17 protein-coding genes are annotated in these 15,922 nt (G+C 64.5%); 9 read left to right on the forward strand and 8 right to left on the reverse strand.

The genetic code is table 11. The features are described 5' to 3' along the window. Positions 1 to 28: 28 nt before the first annotated feature. A complete protein-coding gene (locus AC0MAZ_RS22790) occupies positions 29 to 1,675 on the reverse strand; it encodes a ShlB/FhaC/HecB family hemolysin secretion/activation protein (protein WP_475859261.1) in 1,647 nt (548 codons plus the stop codon). Between the two features lie 248 nt (positions 1,676 to 1,923). Here AC0MAZ_RS22790 and AC0MAZ_RS22795 point away from each other — a divergent pair, with 248 nt between their 5' ends. Beyond that, entirely contained in the window at positions 1,924 to 2,193 is a 270-nt protein-coding gene (locus AC0MAZ_RS22795; RefSeq protein WP_203651453.1) for a hypothetical protein, read from the forward strand. 11 nt (positions 2,194 to 2,204) lie between these two features. On the opposite strand, the gene AC0MAZ_RS22800 is transcribed toward AC0MAZ_RS22795, so the two are convergent. From AC0MAZ_RS22800 to AC0MAZ_RS22810, 3 genes are all read right to left on the reverse strand, one after another. Then, on the reverse strand, positions 2,205 to 2,441 hold the full coding sequence (locus AC0MAZ_RS22800) for a BrnA antitoxin family protein (RefSeq protein ID WP_023631177.1): 237 nt from the start codon (positions 2,439 to 2,441) through the stop codon (positions 2,205 to 2,207). After that, positions 2,416 to 2,697 (reverse strand): BrnT family toxin, encoded by a 282-nt coding sequence (locus AC0MAZ_RS22805; protein ID WP_203651449.1) that lies wholly within the window; start codon positions 2,695 to 2,697, stop codon positions 2,416 to 2,418. The genes AC0MAZ_RS22800 and AC0MAZ_RS22805 overlap by 26 nt, the downstream gene beginning before the upstream one ends. Before the next feature lie 185 nt (positions 2,698 to 2,882). Then, positions 2,883 to 4,247 (reverse strand): DEAD/DEAH box helicase, encoded by a 1,365-nt coding sequence (locus tag AC0MAZ_RS22810; RefSeq protein WP_203651447.1) that lies wholly within the window; start codon positions 4,245 to 4,247, stop codon positions 2,883 to 2,885. A 104-nt stretch (positions 4,248 to 4,351) separates the two neighbouring features. On the opposite strand from AC0MAZ_RS22810, the gene AC0MAZ_RS22815 reads away from it, so the two are divergent. From AC0MAZ_RS22815 to aepX, 5 genes are all read left to right on the forward strand, one after another. Further along, the gene (locus AC0MAZ_RS22815) at positions 4,352 to 5,644 is read left to right on the forward strand and encodes a mechanosensitive ion channel family protein (RefSeq protein WP_475859264.1); all 1,293 of its coding nucleotides are present in this window, start codon (positions 4,352 to 4,354) and stop codon (positions 5,642 to 5,644) included. A gap of 292 nt (positions 5,645 to 5,936) precedes the next feature. Next, entirely contained in the window at positions 5,937 to 7,157 is a 1,221-nt protein-coding gene (locus AC0MAZ_RS22820) for an MFS transporter (protein ID WP_203651445.1), read from the forward strand. A 43-nt stretch (positions 7,158 to 7,200) separates the two neighbouring features. Beyond that, complete coding sequence (locus AC0MAZ_RS22825; RefSeq protein WP_475859266.1) at positions 7,201 to 8,403, forward strand: pyridoxal phosphate-dependent aminotransferase; 1,203 nt, start codon at positions 7,201 to 7,203, stop codon at positions 8,401 to 8,403. Positions 8,404 to 8,436: 33 nt separating this feature from the next. Beyond that, positions 8,437 to 9,264 carry a hypothetical protein gene (locus AC0MAZ_RS22830; protein WP_475859268.1) on the forward strand — a complete coding sequence of 276 codons (828 nt, stop codon included), beginning with the start codon at positions 8,437 to 8,439 and terminating at the stop codon, positions 9,262 to 9,264. Between the two features lie 28 nt (positions 9,265 to 9,292). Further along, on the forward strand, positions 9,293 to 10,183 hold the full coding sequence (gene aepX, locus AC0MAZ_RS22835; RefSeq protein WP_475859269.1) for a phosphoenolpyruvate mutase: 891 nt from the start codon (positions 9,293 to 9,295) through the stop codon (positions 10,181 to 10,183). Between the two features lie 43 nt (positions 10,184 to 10,226). On the opposite strand, the gene AC0MAZ_RS22840 is transcribed toward aepX, so the two are convergent. From AC0MAZ_RS22840 to AC0MAZ_RS22855, 4 genes are all read right to left on the reverse strand, one after another. Then, positions 10,227 to 11,111 (reverse strand): LysR family transcriptional regulator, encoded by an 885-nt coding sequence (locus tag AC0MAZ_RS22840; protein WP_475859270.1) that lies wholly within the window; start codon positions 11,109 to 11,111, stop codon positions 10,227 to 10,229. A 166-nt stretch (positions 11,112 to 11,277) separates the two neighbouring features. Then, positions 11,278 to 12,159, reverse strand: coding sequence for a carboxylate/amino acid/amine transporter (locus AC0MAZ_RS22845; RefSeq protein WP_475859271.1), 882 nt, complete (start codon positions 12,157 to 12,159; stop codon positions 11,278 to 11,280). A 337-nt stretch (positions 12,160 to 12,496) separates the two neighbouring features. After that, entirely contained in the window at positions 12,497 to 13,096 is a 600-nt protein-coding gene (locus tag AC0MAZ_RS22850; RefSeq protein ID WP_203651432.1) for an FMN-dependent NADH-azoreductase, read from the reverse strand. A 111-nt stretch (positions 13,097 to 13,207) separates the two neighbouring features. Then, a complete protein-coding gene (locus tag AC0MAZ_RS22855) occupies positions 13,208 to 13,522 on the reverse strand; it encodes a 3-phosphoglycerate kinase (protein ID WP_110739155.1) in 315 nt (104 codons plus the stop codon). A gap of 50 nt (positions 13,523 to 13,572) precedes the next feature. On the opposite strand from AC0MAZ_RS22855, the gene AC0MAZ_RS22860 reads away from it, so the two are divergent. Genes AC0MAZ_RS22860 through AC0MAZ_RS22870 form a run of 3 tightly spaced genes read left to right on the forward strand, consistent with a single transcriptional unit; the run spans position 13,573 to position 15,873 of the window. Then, positions 13,573 to 14,496 (forward strand): LysR family transcriptional regulator, encoded by a 924-nt coding sequence (locus tag AC0MAZ_RS22860; RefSeq protein WP_028693074.1) that lies wholly within the window; start codon positions 13,573 to 13,575, stop codon positions 14,494 to 14,496. Between the two features lie 13 nt (positions 14,497 to 14,509). Beyond that, the gene (locus tag AC0MAZ_RS22865; protein WP_203651430.1) at positions 14,510 to 15,322 is read left to right on the forward strand and encodes an alpha/beta fold hydrolase; all 813 of its coding nucleotides are present in this window, start codon (positions 14,510 to 14,512) and stop codon (positions 15,320 to 15,322) included. Continuing rightward, positions 15,316 to 15,873: a peptidylprolyl isomerase gene (locus tag AC0MAZ_RS22870; RefSeq protein ID WP_475859274.1), complete on the forward strand. Its 558-nt coding sequence runs from the start codon at positions 15,316 to 15,318 to the stop codon at positions 15,871 to 15,873. Before AC0MAZ_RS22865 ends, AC0MAZ_RS22870 begins: the two co-directional genes overlap by 7 nt. The last annotated feature ends 49 nt before the right edge of the window (positions 15,874 to 15,922 follow it).

A 15,922-nucleotide genomic window follows, 5' to 3' on the forward strand; every position in this document is an offset into this window, starting at 1 on the left:
GGTCTCGTAAGTCAGGGGATCAGGTGGATCAGAGGAAGAAATCCAGGCGGAAATACACCGGGCGTTCCTTCTCGGTCAGCACGTCGGGGCGTTCCAGGCTGTGGGCGAAGGTCACGCTGGCGGCCATGTGCTGGCCGCGGGCGAACAGCTCCAGCGAATGGCTGCTGGCACGGCCGTGGTACTCGCCGTTGTAGCGATCGTTGCGGATCACCCCGAGGTCGTAGCCCAGGCCCAGGCCGTACTCGGCCACCAGCGGCTGCAGCAGCGGCCAGTTCACCGGGCGGGTCCAGCGCAGGTCGTTGCGCCAGTAGCCGCCGCTGTCGCCGGACAGTGACTGGTCCTTGAGGCCGCGCACCGACGACAACCCGCCCAGGCTGATGCGCTGCGGGCTGAACAGCACGTCCTCGCTGCGCTGGCCGGTGGCCAGGCTGCTGAAGCTCAGGCGCTCGCCGAAGAGCTGGAAACCCTGCACGTAGCTGAGCGTGGCGCTGTACTTGCGGTAGCGCGCCACCGGCTGGCCCGGGCGTGGATGGCCATTGTCCTGGGCGTCGAAGGCGCCGATGCCCTCCTGGGTGCCCAGGTCGAGGTTGACGAAGGCATTGCCCAGGCGCCGGCCATGGTTGATGCCGAACTGCGCCTCGCTCAGGCGGTTGCTGCTGCCGGCCAGGCGGCTGTCCTCGATGTAGTTGTTGGTGCGCAGGTGGGCCATGCCGGCATTGAGCGAGGTCTTGCTGGTGGCGTCGCGGTGCACCACGCGCTCGGCGCGCAGCTGGTGGTTCTGGCTGTCGCCGGTCTGCTTGAAGGTAAAGCCGTTGGCCTGGGCCAGGGAGCGGTATTCGCTCTCGCTGTAGCTGTAGGTGAAGTTCCACCAGCCCCACGGCAGGTTGTAGAACAGCACGCCGTTCTTCGAGCCCTGGGTGTGATCGCTGACCACGTCGTGGCCGCCGCGCAGCATCAGCTGGTCGGCCAGGCCCAGCGGGCTGTCCCATTCCAGGCCAAGGTTGAGCATCTGCTCGCCGGTGCTGCGCTGGCCTTCGTTGTTGCGCGACAGCGAGGCGCGCCAGGGTTTCTGCTGGGTGTTGCGCACCAGCACTTCGCTGCCGCCGACGGCCTTGCCCGGGGTCAGCTCCATCTGCGCCTTGTTCGACGGCAGGCGGTTGAGCTGGTCGACCATCTGCTCGATCTCGCGCAGGTTCAGGCGCTGGTCGATATCGCCGGGGAAGGCCATGGCCAGTTCGCGGTCGCTCAGGCCGCTGGCCGGGTCCGGGCGCAGCCCTTCCAGGCGCCCTTCCACCACCAATACCTGCAGGTGGCCCGAGGACAGGTCCTGCTGCGGCAGGTAGGCGCGGCTGGTGACCAGGCCGCGGCCCAGGTAATGGTCGGTGATGGCCTTGAGCAGGGCGTTGAGCTGGGTGACGCCCAGGCACTGGTCGATGAAGGGCTTGAGCAGGCGGTCGCGGTCGGCGGCGGACAGGCTGTCGGCGCCCTTGAGTTCGATGGTGTGGATGGTGAAGCAGCGGCTGTCGGTCGCCGGTTGCGACTCACCGGGTTCAGCGGCCTTGCCGGGCAGGTTGCGCAGCTCTTCGAGGCGGCGCTGCTGCTCTTCGAGCAGACGGTCCTGGCGGTCGCGGATCAGGTCCTGGTCGCCGGGTGAGGCAGCACGGGCCGTACCCATGGTCGTGCAGGCCAGCAAGGCGGCAAGTATGCAAGCTCGCCCCCGGTTAAAACGCATAGACATCATCCAGTCCCTGGACCACGGAAAAGAGCGCGGGATATTATTTGGCCATCATCATGGCGTCAAATTAATATCGTCAAAAAACCGTGAAATCGTCAAAGGACCCCTCCAGCAATCACCTGGACTGAACTTCCAGGCAGCCAGACGCCTCCACCGGACTGAATCCACTGGTAACAAGGAGTCGAGGGATGAAACCGTTGCCATGCCTTATCTGCGCGGCCACCCTGCTCTGTGCACAGCCCATCTGGGCCTGCACACCGGAAGAGGCCACGCAGAAAAGAGAAGAACTGGCAGGGCTGGTCAGCCAGTTGACCGAACAGAACCCGCGCAAGGCCAAGGAGATAAACGACGAGCTCCAGCACATGCAGCTCGGAACGGCCAGCAAGGACTTGCCGGACAAATGCCAGTTGATCGACAAGCGCATCCAGGAGCTTAAAGAAGCGGAAAGGAAAACCTGACCGCGCCAGTGTCAGCGCCGCTGCTGGGCTTGCATGTACTGGCGAAGCAACTGGTTGATGCGGGTCTGGTAGCCGGCCCCCTGTTCCTTGAACCAGGCCAGCACGTCGGCGTCCAGGCGGATGGTCACCGTTTGCTTGGCCGGAACTCGCAGCTCGGCGCGGCGGAAAAAGTCATCGTCGAGTTCGGGGATGTCCGAGGTATCGACCGGGGCTTGGTCTTGCTCACAGCTTCTGGACGGTTTCGACATAGCGCGTTACCTCACGTCGTGTGGCTCTTCTGGCGGAAATGATGCGGATCACATCACCCTGCCGTTCGGTGTAGGCGACCACGCTGACCCAGGCGTTGATCCAGCCCATGCCTATCCAGCGTGCCTCCGGGTACTCGAATCGCTCATCGCGCAACGCCAGCATCGGCTGGCGGAACATCTCGGGCACGTCATTGAAGTCGATACCGTGCTTGCGGATGTTGAGCAGGTTCTTGTCCTCGTCCCATTCAAATCGCACGGGACAATCGTATTTACAGCTGTACATACACTACTCCTCCTTGACTGCAGATGCCAGAGGAGTGTGGCGGTCGGGCGGCAAAATGCCCGGGCTGGAATACGGTTTGGGAAACGGGCTACGCGCCCTGGGGAAAGAGGTGAAGCAACCCGCCACCGTTGCAGTGGCGGGCTCATGACCGGAGGGGCTTACTCAGCCGCCGGCTTGCGCTTTTTCAGCGGTGCCAGGCCGTCGGAGCTGGCCAGAGGCGCATTGGCCTTCGGCTTGGCGGTAGGCTTTTTCTTGGCCGCGCCCTTCTTGTCGGCACCGGCCTTCTTCTCACCCTTTTTCTTCTTGCTGCCGGCAGCCTTGCCCGAGGCCTTGACCTTCTTCGGCCCGCTGTAGGTGCCCTTGACCTCCTTGATGACGCGGCGCTCGAACTGCTGCTTGAGGTAGCGCTCGATGCTCGACATCAGGTTCCAGTCGTTGTGGGTGATCAGCGAGATCGCCAGGCCTTCGCCACCGGCACGGCCGGTGCGACCGATACGGTGCACGTATTCGTCACCGCTGCGTGGCATGTCGAAGTTGATCACCAGGTCCAGGCCGTCGATGTCCAGGCCGCGGGCGGCGACATCGGTGGCCACCAGGACCTTGGAACCGCCATCCTTGAAGCGGTCGATGGCCAGCTTGCGATCCTTCTGGTCCTTCTCGCCGTGCAGGACGAAAGCCTTGACCTCCTTGGCCACCAGGTGACCATAGATACGGTCGGCCAGGGCACGGGTGTTGGTGAAGATGATTGCCTTCTGGTAGGTCTCGTTGGCCAGCAGCCACTGCACGATCTGCTCTTTGTGCTGGTCGTGGTCGGCGGTGATGATCTGCTGACGGGTGCCCTCGGCCAGTTGCGAGACACTGTTGAGCATCAGGTGCTCAGGGTCCTTGAGCACTTTACCGATGATATCGCGCAGGGCCGCACCGCCCGTGGTGGCCGAGAACAGCAGGGTCTGCTTGCGGTTCTCGCACTCCTTGCACAGGCGCTCCATGTCTTCGGCAAAGCCCATGTCGAGCATGCGGTCGGCTTCGTCGAGGATCAGCACTTCCACGTGCGACAGGTCCAGGTTGCCGGCATTGAGCTGCTCGAGCAGGCGGCCGGGGGTGCCGATCAGCACGTCCGGCACCTTGCGCAGCATGGCGGCCTGCTCCTTGAAGTCTTCACCGCCGGTGACCAGGCCCGACTTGATGTAGGTGAACTGGGAGAACAGTTGCACCTGCTTGAGGGTCTGCTGGGCCAGCTCGCGGGTCGGCAGCAGGATCAGCACACGGATCTCCACGCTTGGACCTTTGCGGTCGACCAGGCGGTTGAGCAGCGGCAGCACGAAGGCGGCAGTCTTGCCGCTGCCGGTCTGCGCCGTCACCCGCAGGTCACGCCCTTGCAGGGCCAGGGGAATGGCCGCTGCCTGCACCGGCGTCGGCTCGACAAATTTCAGCTCGGCCACGGCTTTGAGCAGGCGTTCGTGCAGGGCGAATTGGGAAAACACGGGGGTAACCTCGGGCAAGTGCGAAAAATTCAGTTGCATAGGGTAACGTTTTCCGTGGCCAGAACCGAATTTCTTTTGGCAACTTTGCGCCGATCCACGCTCTAATACCCCTTCATACCGCAACACAGACCGCTTCCACGCCCATGGACATCCAACGCTTCTGGCGCGACGCCCTCGACCTCTGGGGCACGCTCGATCAACACCCACTGCTGCATGCAGCCCTCGGCCTGATCGTGCTGCTGCTGGTCTCGCTGCTGGTCGGCCGCCTGGCACGCTTCCTGATCCTGCACTCCACCCGCCTGCTCGGCCGCCAACAGGCACTCAGGTGGCTGGACGACCTGCGTCACAACAAGGTGTTCCACCGCCTGGCGCAGACCACCCCGTCGCTGGTGGTGCAGTTCGGCCTGAAGCTGGTGCCGGAGCTGTCGGCCACCACCCAGCACTTCCTCGGCAACGTCGCCCTGGCGGTGACCCTGCTGTTCATGACCCGCGCCCTGTCCTGCCTGCTCGACGCGCTGCTGGACATCTACGCCCGCAGCGAACACGCCCGCACCCGCTCGATCAAGGGCTACATGCAGCTGGCCAAGATGATGCTGTGGATCTTCGCCGCCATCGTCATCGTCGCCACCCTGATCGACCGCTCGCCGCTGTTGCTGCTGTCGGGTCTGGGCGCCATGTCGGCGGTGCTGCTGTTGGTGTACAAGGACACCCTGCTGTCGTTCGTCGCCAGCGTGCAGCTGACCAGCAACGACATGCTGCACGTCGGCGACTGGATCGAGATGCCCCAGGCCGGCGCCGACGGCGATGTGGTGGACATCACCCTGCACACGGTCAAGGTACAGAACTTCGACAAGACCATCGTCTCGATCCCCACCTGGCGCCTGATGAGCGAGTCGTTCCGCAACTACCGCGGCATGCAGCAGTCCGGCGGGCGTCGGATCAAGCGCAGCCTGTTCATCGACGCCGCCGGCGTGCGCTTCCTCAGCCCGGACGAAGAACAGCGCCTGGGCCAGGTACGCCTGCTGGGCGACTACCTGGCGCAGAAGCGCCAGGAACTGCATCACTGGAACGAGGCCCTGGGCCCGGTGGCGGAGCTGTCGGCCAACCGCCGCCAGCTGACCAACATCGGCACCTTCCGCGCCTTCGCCCTGGCGTACCTGAAGAGCCACCCCAACGTGCACCCGAACATGACCTGCATGGTCCGCCAGATGCAGACCACCGCCGAGGGCGTGCCGCTGGAGATCTACTGCTTCACCACCACCACGGTGTGGGCCGAGTACGAGCGCATCCAGGGCGATATCTTCGACTACCTGCTGGCGGTGCTGCCGGAATTCGGGCTGAGCCTGTACCAGCAGCCGAGTGGCAACGACATGCGTGCGGGGCTGGCGGCCAGGCCACCTTTGGTGACCTCGATGCGGGAATTCGACGAAGCCTGATTTAGGGATGCGTGGGAGCGGGCTTGCCCCGCGAAAAGGCTGGCACTGCCATCGCGGGGCAAGCCCGCTCCCACGGATCGCTGACGAACGGAAAGTTTTTTCAGCTGTGCACAATGGCCTTGTATTCTCACAAAGCACAAAGAAACAATTAGTTACAAGTATTTCAGAATTATTAAACGCCAGCCTTCGAGAAATACGAATACCCGCCTCTCCCCGCTTCTCCTAACCTGCAGCGAACAGGTCGCCCCAATGACAGGCGGCACGGTATCGGCCAAAGGACTGCGAGCAAGCGATGCGTCAGGACATCTCCCTGGAAAAACCACTCGACGAACCGGACCGCAGCGATCCGGCCAACCGCCGCAAGGCACTGGCCGCCGGCAGCCTGGCCCATGGCGTGCACGATGGCCTGACCGACGTTATCTATGTGCTGCTGCCTATCTGGCAGGCCGCCTTCGGCCTGAGCTATGCCCAGGTCGGCCTGCTGCGCGGCGCCTACGCCGGGATGATGGCCGGCTTCCAGTTGCTGGCCAGCCGCGGCGCGCGCAAATGGGGGCGCGAAACCCTGCTTGTCAGGGGCACCGCCCTCGCCGGCTTCGCCTACCTGCTGGCGGCCCAGGCCACGGATATCAATCTGCTGCTGCTGGCGCTGATGATCGGTGGCCTCGGCGCCAGCACCCAGCACCCGCTGGCTTCGGCGCTGGTATCCGACGCCTACGAGGGTAGCGGGCGGGTCAAGCAGGCGCTGGCCCAGTACAACTTCGCCGGGGATATCGGCAAGGCGGTCATCCCCGGCCTGACCGGGCTGGTGCTGGTCTACATCTCCTGGCAGACCAACGCCACCCTGCTTGGCGTGCTCGGCATCGCCGCCGCCTTCGCCTTGTGGTGGCTGATGCCAAAGAACCAGGCCCACGAAACCGCCAGCAAGAAGACCAAGGTCGCCGACGCGACCGGCACGCCAGCCGGCCTGATGGCGCTGATCGCCACCGGCAGCATCGACAGCGGCGTGCGCATGGGCTTTTTGACCTTCCTGCCGTTCCTGCTGCAGAGCAAGGGCGCCAACACCGAGCACATCGGCCTGGCCCTGGCCCTGCTGTTCATCGGCGGCGCCTTCGGCAAGCTGTTCTGCGGCTACCTCGGCGCACGCCTGGGGCCGGTGCGCACGGTGATCTGCACGGAGGTGCTGACCGCGCTGCTGATCCTGCTGGCATTGGTACTGCCCTATGGCGCCCTGATGCTGGTGATGCCGCTGATCGGCGTGGCACTCAACGGCACCTCGTCGGTGCTCGGCGGCCTGGTTCCGGATTTCGCCCCACGGGACCGACGCGACCGGGTCTTTGCCTGGTTCTACACCGGCACCGTGGGTGGCGGCGCCCTCGCCCCGGTGCTGATCGGCGCGATATCCGACCAGGCCGGTGTCGTCGAAGGCCTGGTAGTGCTGGCCTGCGTGTTGCTGCTGACCTTGCCGCTGTGCCTGGTGATCTACAACGGCATGAAAGGTCTGCCGCGCCGCTGATCCGCAACATCGGTCCAGATCAAGAACAACAAGGACGTCAACCATGAGCAACGGACTGTCGCAACGATCCGCGCGTATCAGCGCGCCCGGCACCTCGAGCATGCGCAGCAAGGCCAACGCCCTGCGTGACGCCGGCATCAAGGTCATCAACTTCGCCGCCGGCGAGCTGTCCAGCGACGCCGCACCGGACATGCGCCACGGCGCCATCGCGGCGGTCCACGAACAGTGGAACCGCTACACCCCGCCCCTGGGCAATCCGCGGCTGCGCCAAGCCCTGGCCAGCAGCGTCAGCCAGCGCCTGGGCGTCGACTACGGCGCCGACGAGATCGCGGTGTCCAGCGGTGCCAAGCAAGCCCTGTTCAACAGCGCCATGGTGCTGCTCGATCCGGGTGATGAAGTGATCATCCCGCGGCCCTACTGGGAAACCTTCCCCACCCAGGTCGAACTGGCCGGTGCACGTCCGGTGTTCGTCGACACCAAGGGCGACAACCACAGCCTGCGCGGCGCGGCGGTCAAGGCCGCGCTGTCGCCGCGCAGCAAGGCGATCATCATCAATACCCCCAACAACCCCACCGGGGTGGTCTATGACCCACGGGAACTGCTCGCCATCGGTGAGCTGGCCCTGGAGCACAAGCTCTGGGTGATCTTCGACGAGTGCTACCGCAGCCTGCTGCGCACTGGCCAGCAGCACCACAATCTGGTCGCGCTGCTGCCCGAGCTCAAGGCCTCGACCGTCATCATCGACTCGTTCTCCAAGAGCCAGGCAGTGACCGGCTGGCGCCTGGGCTATGCCTGTGCGCCGAAGGCGGTGGTCGCGGCCATGCACAACCTGCAGGCCCACACCACCTCCAATCCCAGCAGCCTGGCCCAGTACGCGGCGCTCAACGCACTGGATGGCGACGGCGCGCGGCGGTTCGGTGCCCAGGTCAATGCCCAGCTCGATCGGCAGCTGGCCATCGCCACGGCGCTGCTCGGCAAGCTCGAGGCGATCCGCTTTTCGCCACCACAGGGCGCGTTCTACCTCTACCTGGATATCACCCGCCTGCTCGGCAAACGCTACCAGGGCGAGGCGATCCGCGACGCCAGCCACCTCTGCGAGCTGTTGCTGACCGAGGCGCGCATCGCCCTGGTGCCCGGCTGCAGCAATGGCGACCCGAGCGCCGTGCGGCTGTCCTACTCGGTAAGCCCGCAGGACCTCGAGGAGGGCCTGGGCCGCTTCACCGACTTCATTGCAATGCTTGCCTGACCCCGGACTTCCCACAACCCGCGAGAACATGACATGAAGAAAACGGATTTCATGCTGTCATTCGTCGACCAGGCCCTGACCGATGTGCAGGACAAACGGCTGGCCAGCGCCCTGAAAAAAGGCTTCGAGGTGCACGCCGACCTGCTGGAGGACTACCTCGACACCTACCAGCGCATCACCGCCAGGCCCTGGTCACGGGAAAGCCTGTGCACCTTCTTCTGCGGCTGGCGCAGCCCGGACGGTGCCGCCCATGCGGTTTCAAGCATCATCGTGCGCTTGCTGCAGGAGTCCGAGGCCATCGACGATCCCCAGGCCCGGCTGCTGTTGCAGGACGCCGCCCGTCACTGCGGCGAGATCATCGTCGAGGACATCGGCCTGGGCGAGATGCACGGCCACCCGCACCATTCCAAGCTGTATGCGCGCATGGCCACCGCCATCTGCGGCTCGGAGGACTGGCGCCTGCAGGACCGCTACCTGAACCCGGTGACCAAGGAATTCTCCACCTGGGTGGGCAGCAAGCGGCCGCTCGCCCCGCAACTGGTCGAGGCCATCGAGATGATGGCGATGACCGAGCTGTTCAATACCGGGGAATACAACGTGATGACGCCCCTGTGGAAGGACTGGCTCAAGGAGGCGCAAGGCAAGACTCCAGGCGAGGCGCATCGCATCGCCTCGTTCCTCAGCGTGCATTGCGGCGCGGTCGAGGCGCAGCATTTCTTCCATGCCACCAGCGCCCTCGAACTCTACTGCCGCGCCACGCGCCAGGCACTGGACCACACGCGCATCGAGGCGCTGTCCTGCGAATACGTGAAAAGAGCCTGCGAGCACCTGGACAAAATGGAGTCGGTGCTCGCTGCCTGACCGATACCTCACAACAGGGATGAGGCATATGAACGTGATCAAGCGTGACGCGCGCATCGACCTGCGCCAGTTGTTCAGTGAAAAAGCCTGCCTGCGGGTACTCGAGGCACACAGCCCGATCTCGGCCATGCTGGCCAAGAGCGTGCGCCTCGGCGCCGGCGACACCAGCCTGGGCTACGATGCCATCTGGTCCAGCTCGCTGACCGATTCGACCCAGCGCTGCCTGCCGGATATCGAGATCCTCTCGCCCAGCGACCGCCTGGAACGGCTGAACGAAATCCTCACGGTCTGCGACCTGCCGCTGATCTACGACGCCGACACCGGCGGCAAGATCGAGCATTTCGCCATCCATGTGCAGTGGCTGGCCCGCGCCGGGGTGTCGGCGATCGTCATCGAAGACAAATGCGGGCTGAAGAAGAACTCGCTGTTGGGCCTGAGCGTGCATCAGGAGCAGGAAACCGTCGAACTCTTCTGCGACAAGATCAGGGCCGGCACCCAGCATCGCCTGGGGGGCTCGATGATGATCTTCGCCCGCTGCGAGAGCCTGATCCTGGAAAAAGGCCTGGATGACGCCCTCGCACGCTGTCGCGCCTACACCGAGGCCGGCGCCGACGGCATCATGATCCACAGCCGCAAGAGCACGGGCGAGGAGATCCTCGCATTCGCCCGCCGCTTCAAGCAGACCCACCCGCACACACCCCTGGTCTGCGTGCCGACCAGCTACCCGCAACTGACCTTCTCGTGCCTGGCCGATGCCGGTTTCAATGCGGTGATCTACGCCAACCACATGCTGCGCGGCGCCTACTCGGCCATGCGCCAGGTCGCCACCAGCATCCTCGAGCACGACCGGGCCTATGAGATCGAGCCGGCCTGCATGCCCATCGATGAAATCCTCAACCTGGTGCCCGGCACACGATGACCGACCCATCGGGGCCGCAACGCGGCCCCTTTGCCGGGTTTGCTCAGGCGGCGCTCAGGTAGGAAACCAGTTCGGTGACATGCCGCGGCATGCGCTCGAAATGCCTGACCAGCATCATGTGCTGCTGGCGCGCCCAGGGTTCATCGAGGCGTCGGGCCACCAGGCCACAGCCATCGAGATAAGGCTGCACCGCTGCATCCGATGCGATACCGATACCGACGCCTTCGGCAATCATCCGGCATAGCGACTCGGCGCCGGACACCTTGATCCTGAACTGGGCCGCGACACCATCGATATCGGCCTGCTGCTCGATCAGACGGCACAGTGCACTGTCGGTCGCCAACCCGACCTGCGGGTGGCGCAGCACATCGCCCAGGCGCAATGAGGCGCTGGCGGCCAATGCGTGATGCCTGGGCAGCACCGCCACATAGTTGAGCACCGGCAGGGCGATCGAGGCGCAACCCTCCACAGGGTCGCTGCCGAGCACCACGCCCATGTCAACGGCGCCCTCGCGAATGCCGCGAACGATATCCCCGGTCGTGCGTTGCTGCAGGTCGATGGCGACATTGGCGTGATCGGCGAGATAGCGCACCAGCCGGCGCTGGGTCGACTCGAATGCGCTGAAGCCTGCGACATACATGCGCATGCTTGCCCCGTCAGGCTCTTCGCGGTGGTCGAATTCGGCCTTGAGCACTTCCAGCTGGCGCAGGATCTTGCGGGCATGGATCAACAACCGCTGACCTGCCAGGGTCAGCACCAGCCCTTTGTGCTGGCGATGAAAAAGTCCCTCGCCAAGCTCGGCTTCCATCGACTTGATGCGCATGCTGGCAGCTCCAGGCGAGAGGCATGCACGCTTGGCGCCCTGGGTCAGGCTAGGGGACTCGGCAATCTTGATGAACAGTTTCAGGTCGGTCAGGTCAAGGTTCACGGTCTCTTCCTTGTAGTGTCAGGCAAATCCATTGTCGGAACGGGCGATCTTGAGCCGCCTGTGTCCATCTTGCCTGCCACCGTCGGCCGGGCAAAGCCTGCCTTGGTATTGCCCCCGTGAATGACGAAGGCGCCCATGCGGGCGCCTTCGTCTTGCGCAGATACCTCTAGCGCGACGAGGCAGTCCCCGGCAGCCCTGCACGCGGACCGCCCAAGCGGCTCAACCACACCGACGCCAGGATCACCGTACCGCCAATGGCCAGGCGCCCGAGCGGTTCGTCCTGATTCCAGATCAGCAGGTTGAGCAGCAAGCCCACCGGCACATGCAGGTTGTTCATCACCGCCAGGGTACCGCCGGAGACCAGGCAGGCGCCCTTGTTCCACCAGTACAGCCCCAGCGCCGTCGGGCACAGGCCAAGGAACAGCAGCACCAGCCACTGGGTGTCGGTGCTCGGCAGGTGCTGGGTATTGCCGAACAGCAGGAAGGCCGGCAACACCACCAACAACGCGCCCAGGTAGAAATAGCCGAAGCGGCGGTAGTGCGGCAGGTCGCTGGGGTGACGGGCCACCAGGTGGCGGTACAGCACCTGGCCGGCGGCATAGGTGAAGTTGGCCAGTTGCAGCAGCAGGAAGCCCATGAAGAACTCGCCGGTGACCGTGTCGAAGCGGATCACCGCCGCGCCGGCCACCGCCACCAGGGCGGCGAGCAGCGCCCAGGGGTTGAAGCGCCGGTTCAGGGCATCCTCGATCAAGGTGACATGCAGCGGGGTGAGGATGGTGAACAGCAGCACCTCCGGCACCGTCAGCACGCGGAAGCTGAGGTACAGGCAGACATAGGTGATGCCGTACTGCAACGCGCCGATCAGCAGCATCGAACGCATGAAGCGCGGCTCGACCTGGCGCCAGCGGGTCAGCGGCAGGAACACCAGGCCGGCCAGGACAACGCGGGCCAGCACGGCGAAGTAGCTGTCGACGTGGCCGGCCAGGTATTCGCCGATCAGGTTGAAGGAGTACGCCTGGATCAGCGCGACGATTATCAGATAGCCCATGATTGGCCCTCGTGGATCAAGGCGGGGACCTTAGCGGGTTGGGCCTGGGCAGTTCAACCATGGGATTTTGGGGGTGCTCGTGGACGTCTCCCCTTTCTCTTCGCGCGCTTCCCCGTGTAGGAGCGGCCTTGTGCCGCGAAAGGGCTGCGTAGCGGCCCCAGGATTTCAGTATCGAGCAGAAATCGCCGGGGCCGCTTTGCGGCCCTTTCGCGGCACAAGGCCGCTCCTACAGGAGGCGTGCCGTCCTCACAGGCATAAAAAAAGCCCGGCCATCACTTGGCCGGGCAGGCACACCCAAAGGAGCAACAAGGTGTCAGGGTTGGGAATTCGTCGCGGCTCAGGCCACCGCGGCCAGCTTGGCCTTGGCCTGGTTCAGGCCCTTCTCGTGGAACTCGCCGCTCATGTTCAGGCCCTCGGCGTGGATGAAGTCCACATCATGGATGCCGATGAAAGCCATCACCTGGCGCAGGTAGGGTTCCTGGTGGTCACTGCTGGCACCGGCATGGATGCCGCCGCGGGCGGTCAGGACGATGGCGCGCTTGCCGTTGAGCAGGCCCTGCGGCCCGGTCGGGGTGTACTTGAAGGTGATGCCGGCGCGCAGCACGTGGTCCAGCCAGGCTTTCAAGGTACTGGGGATGGTGAAGTTGTACATCGGCGCGGCCATCACCAGCACGTCGGCAGCCAGCAGTTCGTCGGTCAGCGCGTTGGAACGCTCCAGCGCGTCACGCTCGGCGGCGCTACGCTGCTCCTCGGGCTTCATCCAGCCGCCGAGCAGGTTGGCGTCCAGGTGCGGCACGGGGTTCACGGCCAGGTCGCGCAGCTTGATCTCGTCAGCCGGATGCGCCGCTTGCCATTGCTGGATGAAGTCCAGGGTCAGTTGACGGGAAACGGAATCCTGCTGGCGGGCGCTGCTTTCGATGATCAGTACGCGGGACATGGGGTGCCTCCATCGGCGGTAAAGGGTGGCGATTCGATGGAGGTGAGATTAGTGGTTGACCTATCGATAAAAAAGCGTAAAAAATGGGATCAACCTATCGATTAATCTGTTTTATTGCGCTTTGCAGTCGAGCACGATGCGCAGCTTGATGATCTGCCGGTTGAACTTGGCGGTGACATCCACGCTCCTGCCGGCAGGCACATTGACCCGGCGCACCCGTGGCGCCTCGGGGCCGTTGCGGAAAGTGACCTTGCACGCCGCCGGTACCTGCCCATAGTTGTTGAGGCTGATCGAGCCAATGTCGTAGGCCGTGTCGTAGGCGGTGTAGTCGACCTTGACCCCGGTCAGGTCCTTTTCCACGTCGATCGGGTATGCCATGGCCCCGAGGGGCAGGCACAACAGCAAAGCCGCACAACATTTCTTCATACGGGCGCTCTCCTTGGGAAGAGCGCAGCTTAGGACAACAGGAGCCCTGGATGAAAGCACCGCGCGTTACCCTGGATCAGTGGCGGACCCTGCAGGCAGTGGTCGACCACGGTGGGTTCGCCCAGGCCGCCGAGGCCCTGCACCGTTCGCAGTCGTCGGTGAGCTACACCGTGGCGCGGATGCAGGAGCAACTGGGCGTGCCATTGCTGCGCATCGATGGACGCAAGGCGGTGCTGACCGAGGCCGGCAGCGTGCTGCTGCGCCGTTCGCGGCAACTGGTCAAGCAGGCCAGCCAGCTGGAAGACCTGGCCCACCACATGGAACAGGGCTGGGAGGCCGAAGTGCGCCTGGTGGTCGACGCCGCCTACCCCAGCGCCCGCCTGGTGCGCGCCCTGGCCGCCTTCATGCCGCAGAGCCGCGGCTGCCGGGTACGCCTGCGCGAAGAGGTGCTGTCCGGGGTCGAGGAAGTGCTGCACGAAGGCATCGCCGACCTTGCCATCAGCAGCTTCAACATCGGCGGCTACCTGGGCACCGAGCTGAGCCCGGTGGAGTTCATCGCCGTCGCCCACCCCGAGCACGCCCTGCACCGCATGGGCCGCGAGATCACCTTCCAGGACCTGGAAAGCCAGCTGCAGGTGGTGATCCGCGACTCGGGCCGGGCCCAGCCGCGCGATGTCGGCTGGCTCGGCGCCGAGCAGCGCTGGACGGTCGGCAGCCTGGGCACTGCGGCGACCTTCGTCGGCAGCGGCCTGGGCTTTGCCTGGCTGCCCCGGCACATGATCGAGCGCGAGCTGCGCGAAGGCGTGCTCAAGCCCCTGCCGCTGGATCAGGGTGGCAGCCGCCATCCACTGTTCTACCTTTACTCGAGCAAGGAAAAGACCCTGGGCCCGGCCACGCAGATCCTCATCGAACTGCTGCGCAACTTCGACACCGCGCCGCTGGACGTGCCCTTCGCAGCCCCCCCGCAAGCCTGAGAGGACCGCGCCCATGGCCTGTTTCGAACATGACGGATGCCTGCTGCATTACCAGGAACACGGCCAGGGCGAGCCCCTGGTGCTGCTGCACGGGCTGGGCTCGAGCAGCCAGGACTGGGAACTGCAGGTACCCGAGCTCAGCCGCCAGTACCGGGTGATCCTCATGGACATCCGCGGCCACGGGCAATCGTCCAAGCCACGCAAGGGCTACCAGATAAAGACCTTCAGCGAGGATCTATTGGCCTTGCTGCGCCATCTGGACACCGGCCCGGTGCACTTCGTCGGCCTGTCCATGGGCGGCATGCTCGGCTTCCAGTTCGCCGTCGACCACCCCGACTGGCTGCGCAGCCTGTGCATCGTCAACAGCGCCCCCGAGGTCAAGCGCCGCACCCGTAGCGACTGGATCTGGTGGCTCAAGCGCTGGAGCCTGGCGCGCCTGCTCAGCGTCGAGACCGTCGGCAAGGGCCTGGCCGCACGGCTGTTCCCCAAGCCGGAGCAGGCCGAATTGCGGCGCAAGATGGCCGAGCGCTGGGCGCGCAACGACAAACGTGCCTATTTGAAAAGCTTCGACGCCATCGTCGACTGGGGCGTGCAGGAACGCATCGGCCAGATCCGCTGTCCCACCCTGGTGATCGCCGCCGACCACGATTACACACCGATACAACTGAAGGAGCGTTACGTCGCCCTGATGCCCAATGCCAGACTGGCGGTCATCGACGATTCGCGGCACGCTACGCCCCTGGATCAACCTGAAGTCTTCAACCGTACCGTGCTGCAGTTCCTCGCAGCCGCTTCCACCTCTCAAGGATCTTTGAGCCCATGCTGAAAAAACTTCTGCTCACCGCCTGCTCGGTCGCCTTCGCCACCAGCGTCATGGCCTCCGACAAGACCCCGCACGTTGAGCTGGTCACCAGTTTCGGCAAGATCGAGATCGAGCTGAACGCAGAAAAAGCACCGATCAGTACCAAGAACTTCCTCCAGTACGTGGACAGCGGCTTCTACAACAACACCATCTTCCACCGCGTGATCCCGGGCTTCATGGTCCAGGGCGGTGGCTTCACCGCCCAGATGGAGCAGAAGCAGACGAAGGATCCAATCCGCAACGAGGCTAGCAACGGCCTGCAGAACACCCGTGGCACCCTGTCCATGGCCCGCACCTCCGACCCGAACTCGGCCACCAGCCAGTTCTTCATCAACGTCGCCGACAATGATTTCCTCAACCCGGGCCGCGACCGTGGCTACGCGGTGTTCGGCAAGGTCACCAAGGGCATGGAGGTGGTCGACCAGATCGTCAACTCGCCGAGAGCCGTCAAGAAAGGCATGAGCGATGTCCCGGTGGATCCGGTCTACATCAAGTCGGCCAAACGCATCGACTGATCCCGCGCCGCACAGGGACGTGAGTCGGGTCGAACAGGAGTGTCGTCAC

The sequence above is a fragment of the Pseudomonas sp. A genome (assembly GCF_056270345.1).

Coding starts and splice junctions, on each gene's coding strand:
- AC0MAZ_RS22820 (WP_203651445.1), top strand. CDS start 5,937: ATGCGTCAGGACATCTCCCTGGAAAAACCACTCGACGAACCGGACCGC.
- AC0MAZ_RS22855 (WP_110739155.1), bottom strand. CDS start 13,522: ATGAAGAAATGTTGTGCGGCTTTGCTGTTGTGCCTGCCCCTCGGGGCC.
- AC0MAZ_RS22830 (WP_475859268.1), top strand. CDS start 8,437: ATGAAGAAAACGGATTTCATGCTGTCATTCGTCGACCAGGCCCTGACC.
- AC0MAZ_RS22815 (WP_475859264.1), top strand. CDS start 4,352: ATGGACATCCAACGCTTCTGGCGCGACGCCCTCGACCTCTGGGGCACG.
- AC0MAZ_RS22860 (WP_028693074.1), top strand. CDS start 13,573: ATGAAAGCACCGCGCGTTACCCTGGATCAGTGGCGGACCCTGCAGGCA.
- AC0MAZ_RS22810 (WP_203651447.1), bottom strand. CDS start 4,247: ATGCAACTGAATTTTTCGCACTTGCCCGAGGTTACCCCCGTGTTTTCC.
- aepX (WP_475859269.1), top strand. CDS start 9,293: ATGAACGTGATCAAGCGTGACGCGCGCATCGACCTGCGCCAGTTGTTC.
- AC0MAZ_RS22845 (WP_475859271.1), bottom strand. CDS start 12,159: ATGGGCTATCTGATAATCGTCGCGCTGATCCAGGCGTACTCCTTCAAC.
- AC0MAZ_RS22800 (WP_023631177.1), bottom strand. CDS start 2,441: ATGTCGAAACCGTCCAGAAGCTGTGAGCAAGACCAAGCCCCGGTCGAT.
- AC0MAZ_RS22790 (WP_475859261.1), bottom strand. CDS start 1,675: ATGGGTACGGCCCGTGCTGCCTCACCCGGCGACCAGGACCTGATCCGC.
- AC0MAZ_RS22825 (WP_475859266.1), top strand. CDS start 7,201: ATGAGCAACGGACTGTCGCAACGATCCGCGCGTATCAGCGCGCCCGGC.
- AC0MAZ_RS22865 (WP_203651430.1), top strand. CDS start 14,510: ATGGCCTGTTTCGAACATGACGGATGCCTGCTGCATTACCAGGAACAC.
- AC0MAZ_RS22870 (WP_475859274.1), top strand. CDS start 15,316: ATGCTGAAAAAACTTCTGCTCACCGCCTGCTCGGTCGCCTTCGCCACC.
- AC0MAZ_RS22795 (WP_203651453.1), top strand. CDS start 1,924: ATGAAACCGTTGCCATGCCTTATCTGCGCGGCCACCCTGCTCTGTGCA.
- AC0MAZ_RS22850 (WP_203651432.1), bottom strand. CDS start 13,096: ATGTCCCGCGTACTGATCATCGAAAGCAGCGCCCGCCAGCAGGATTCC.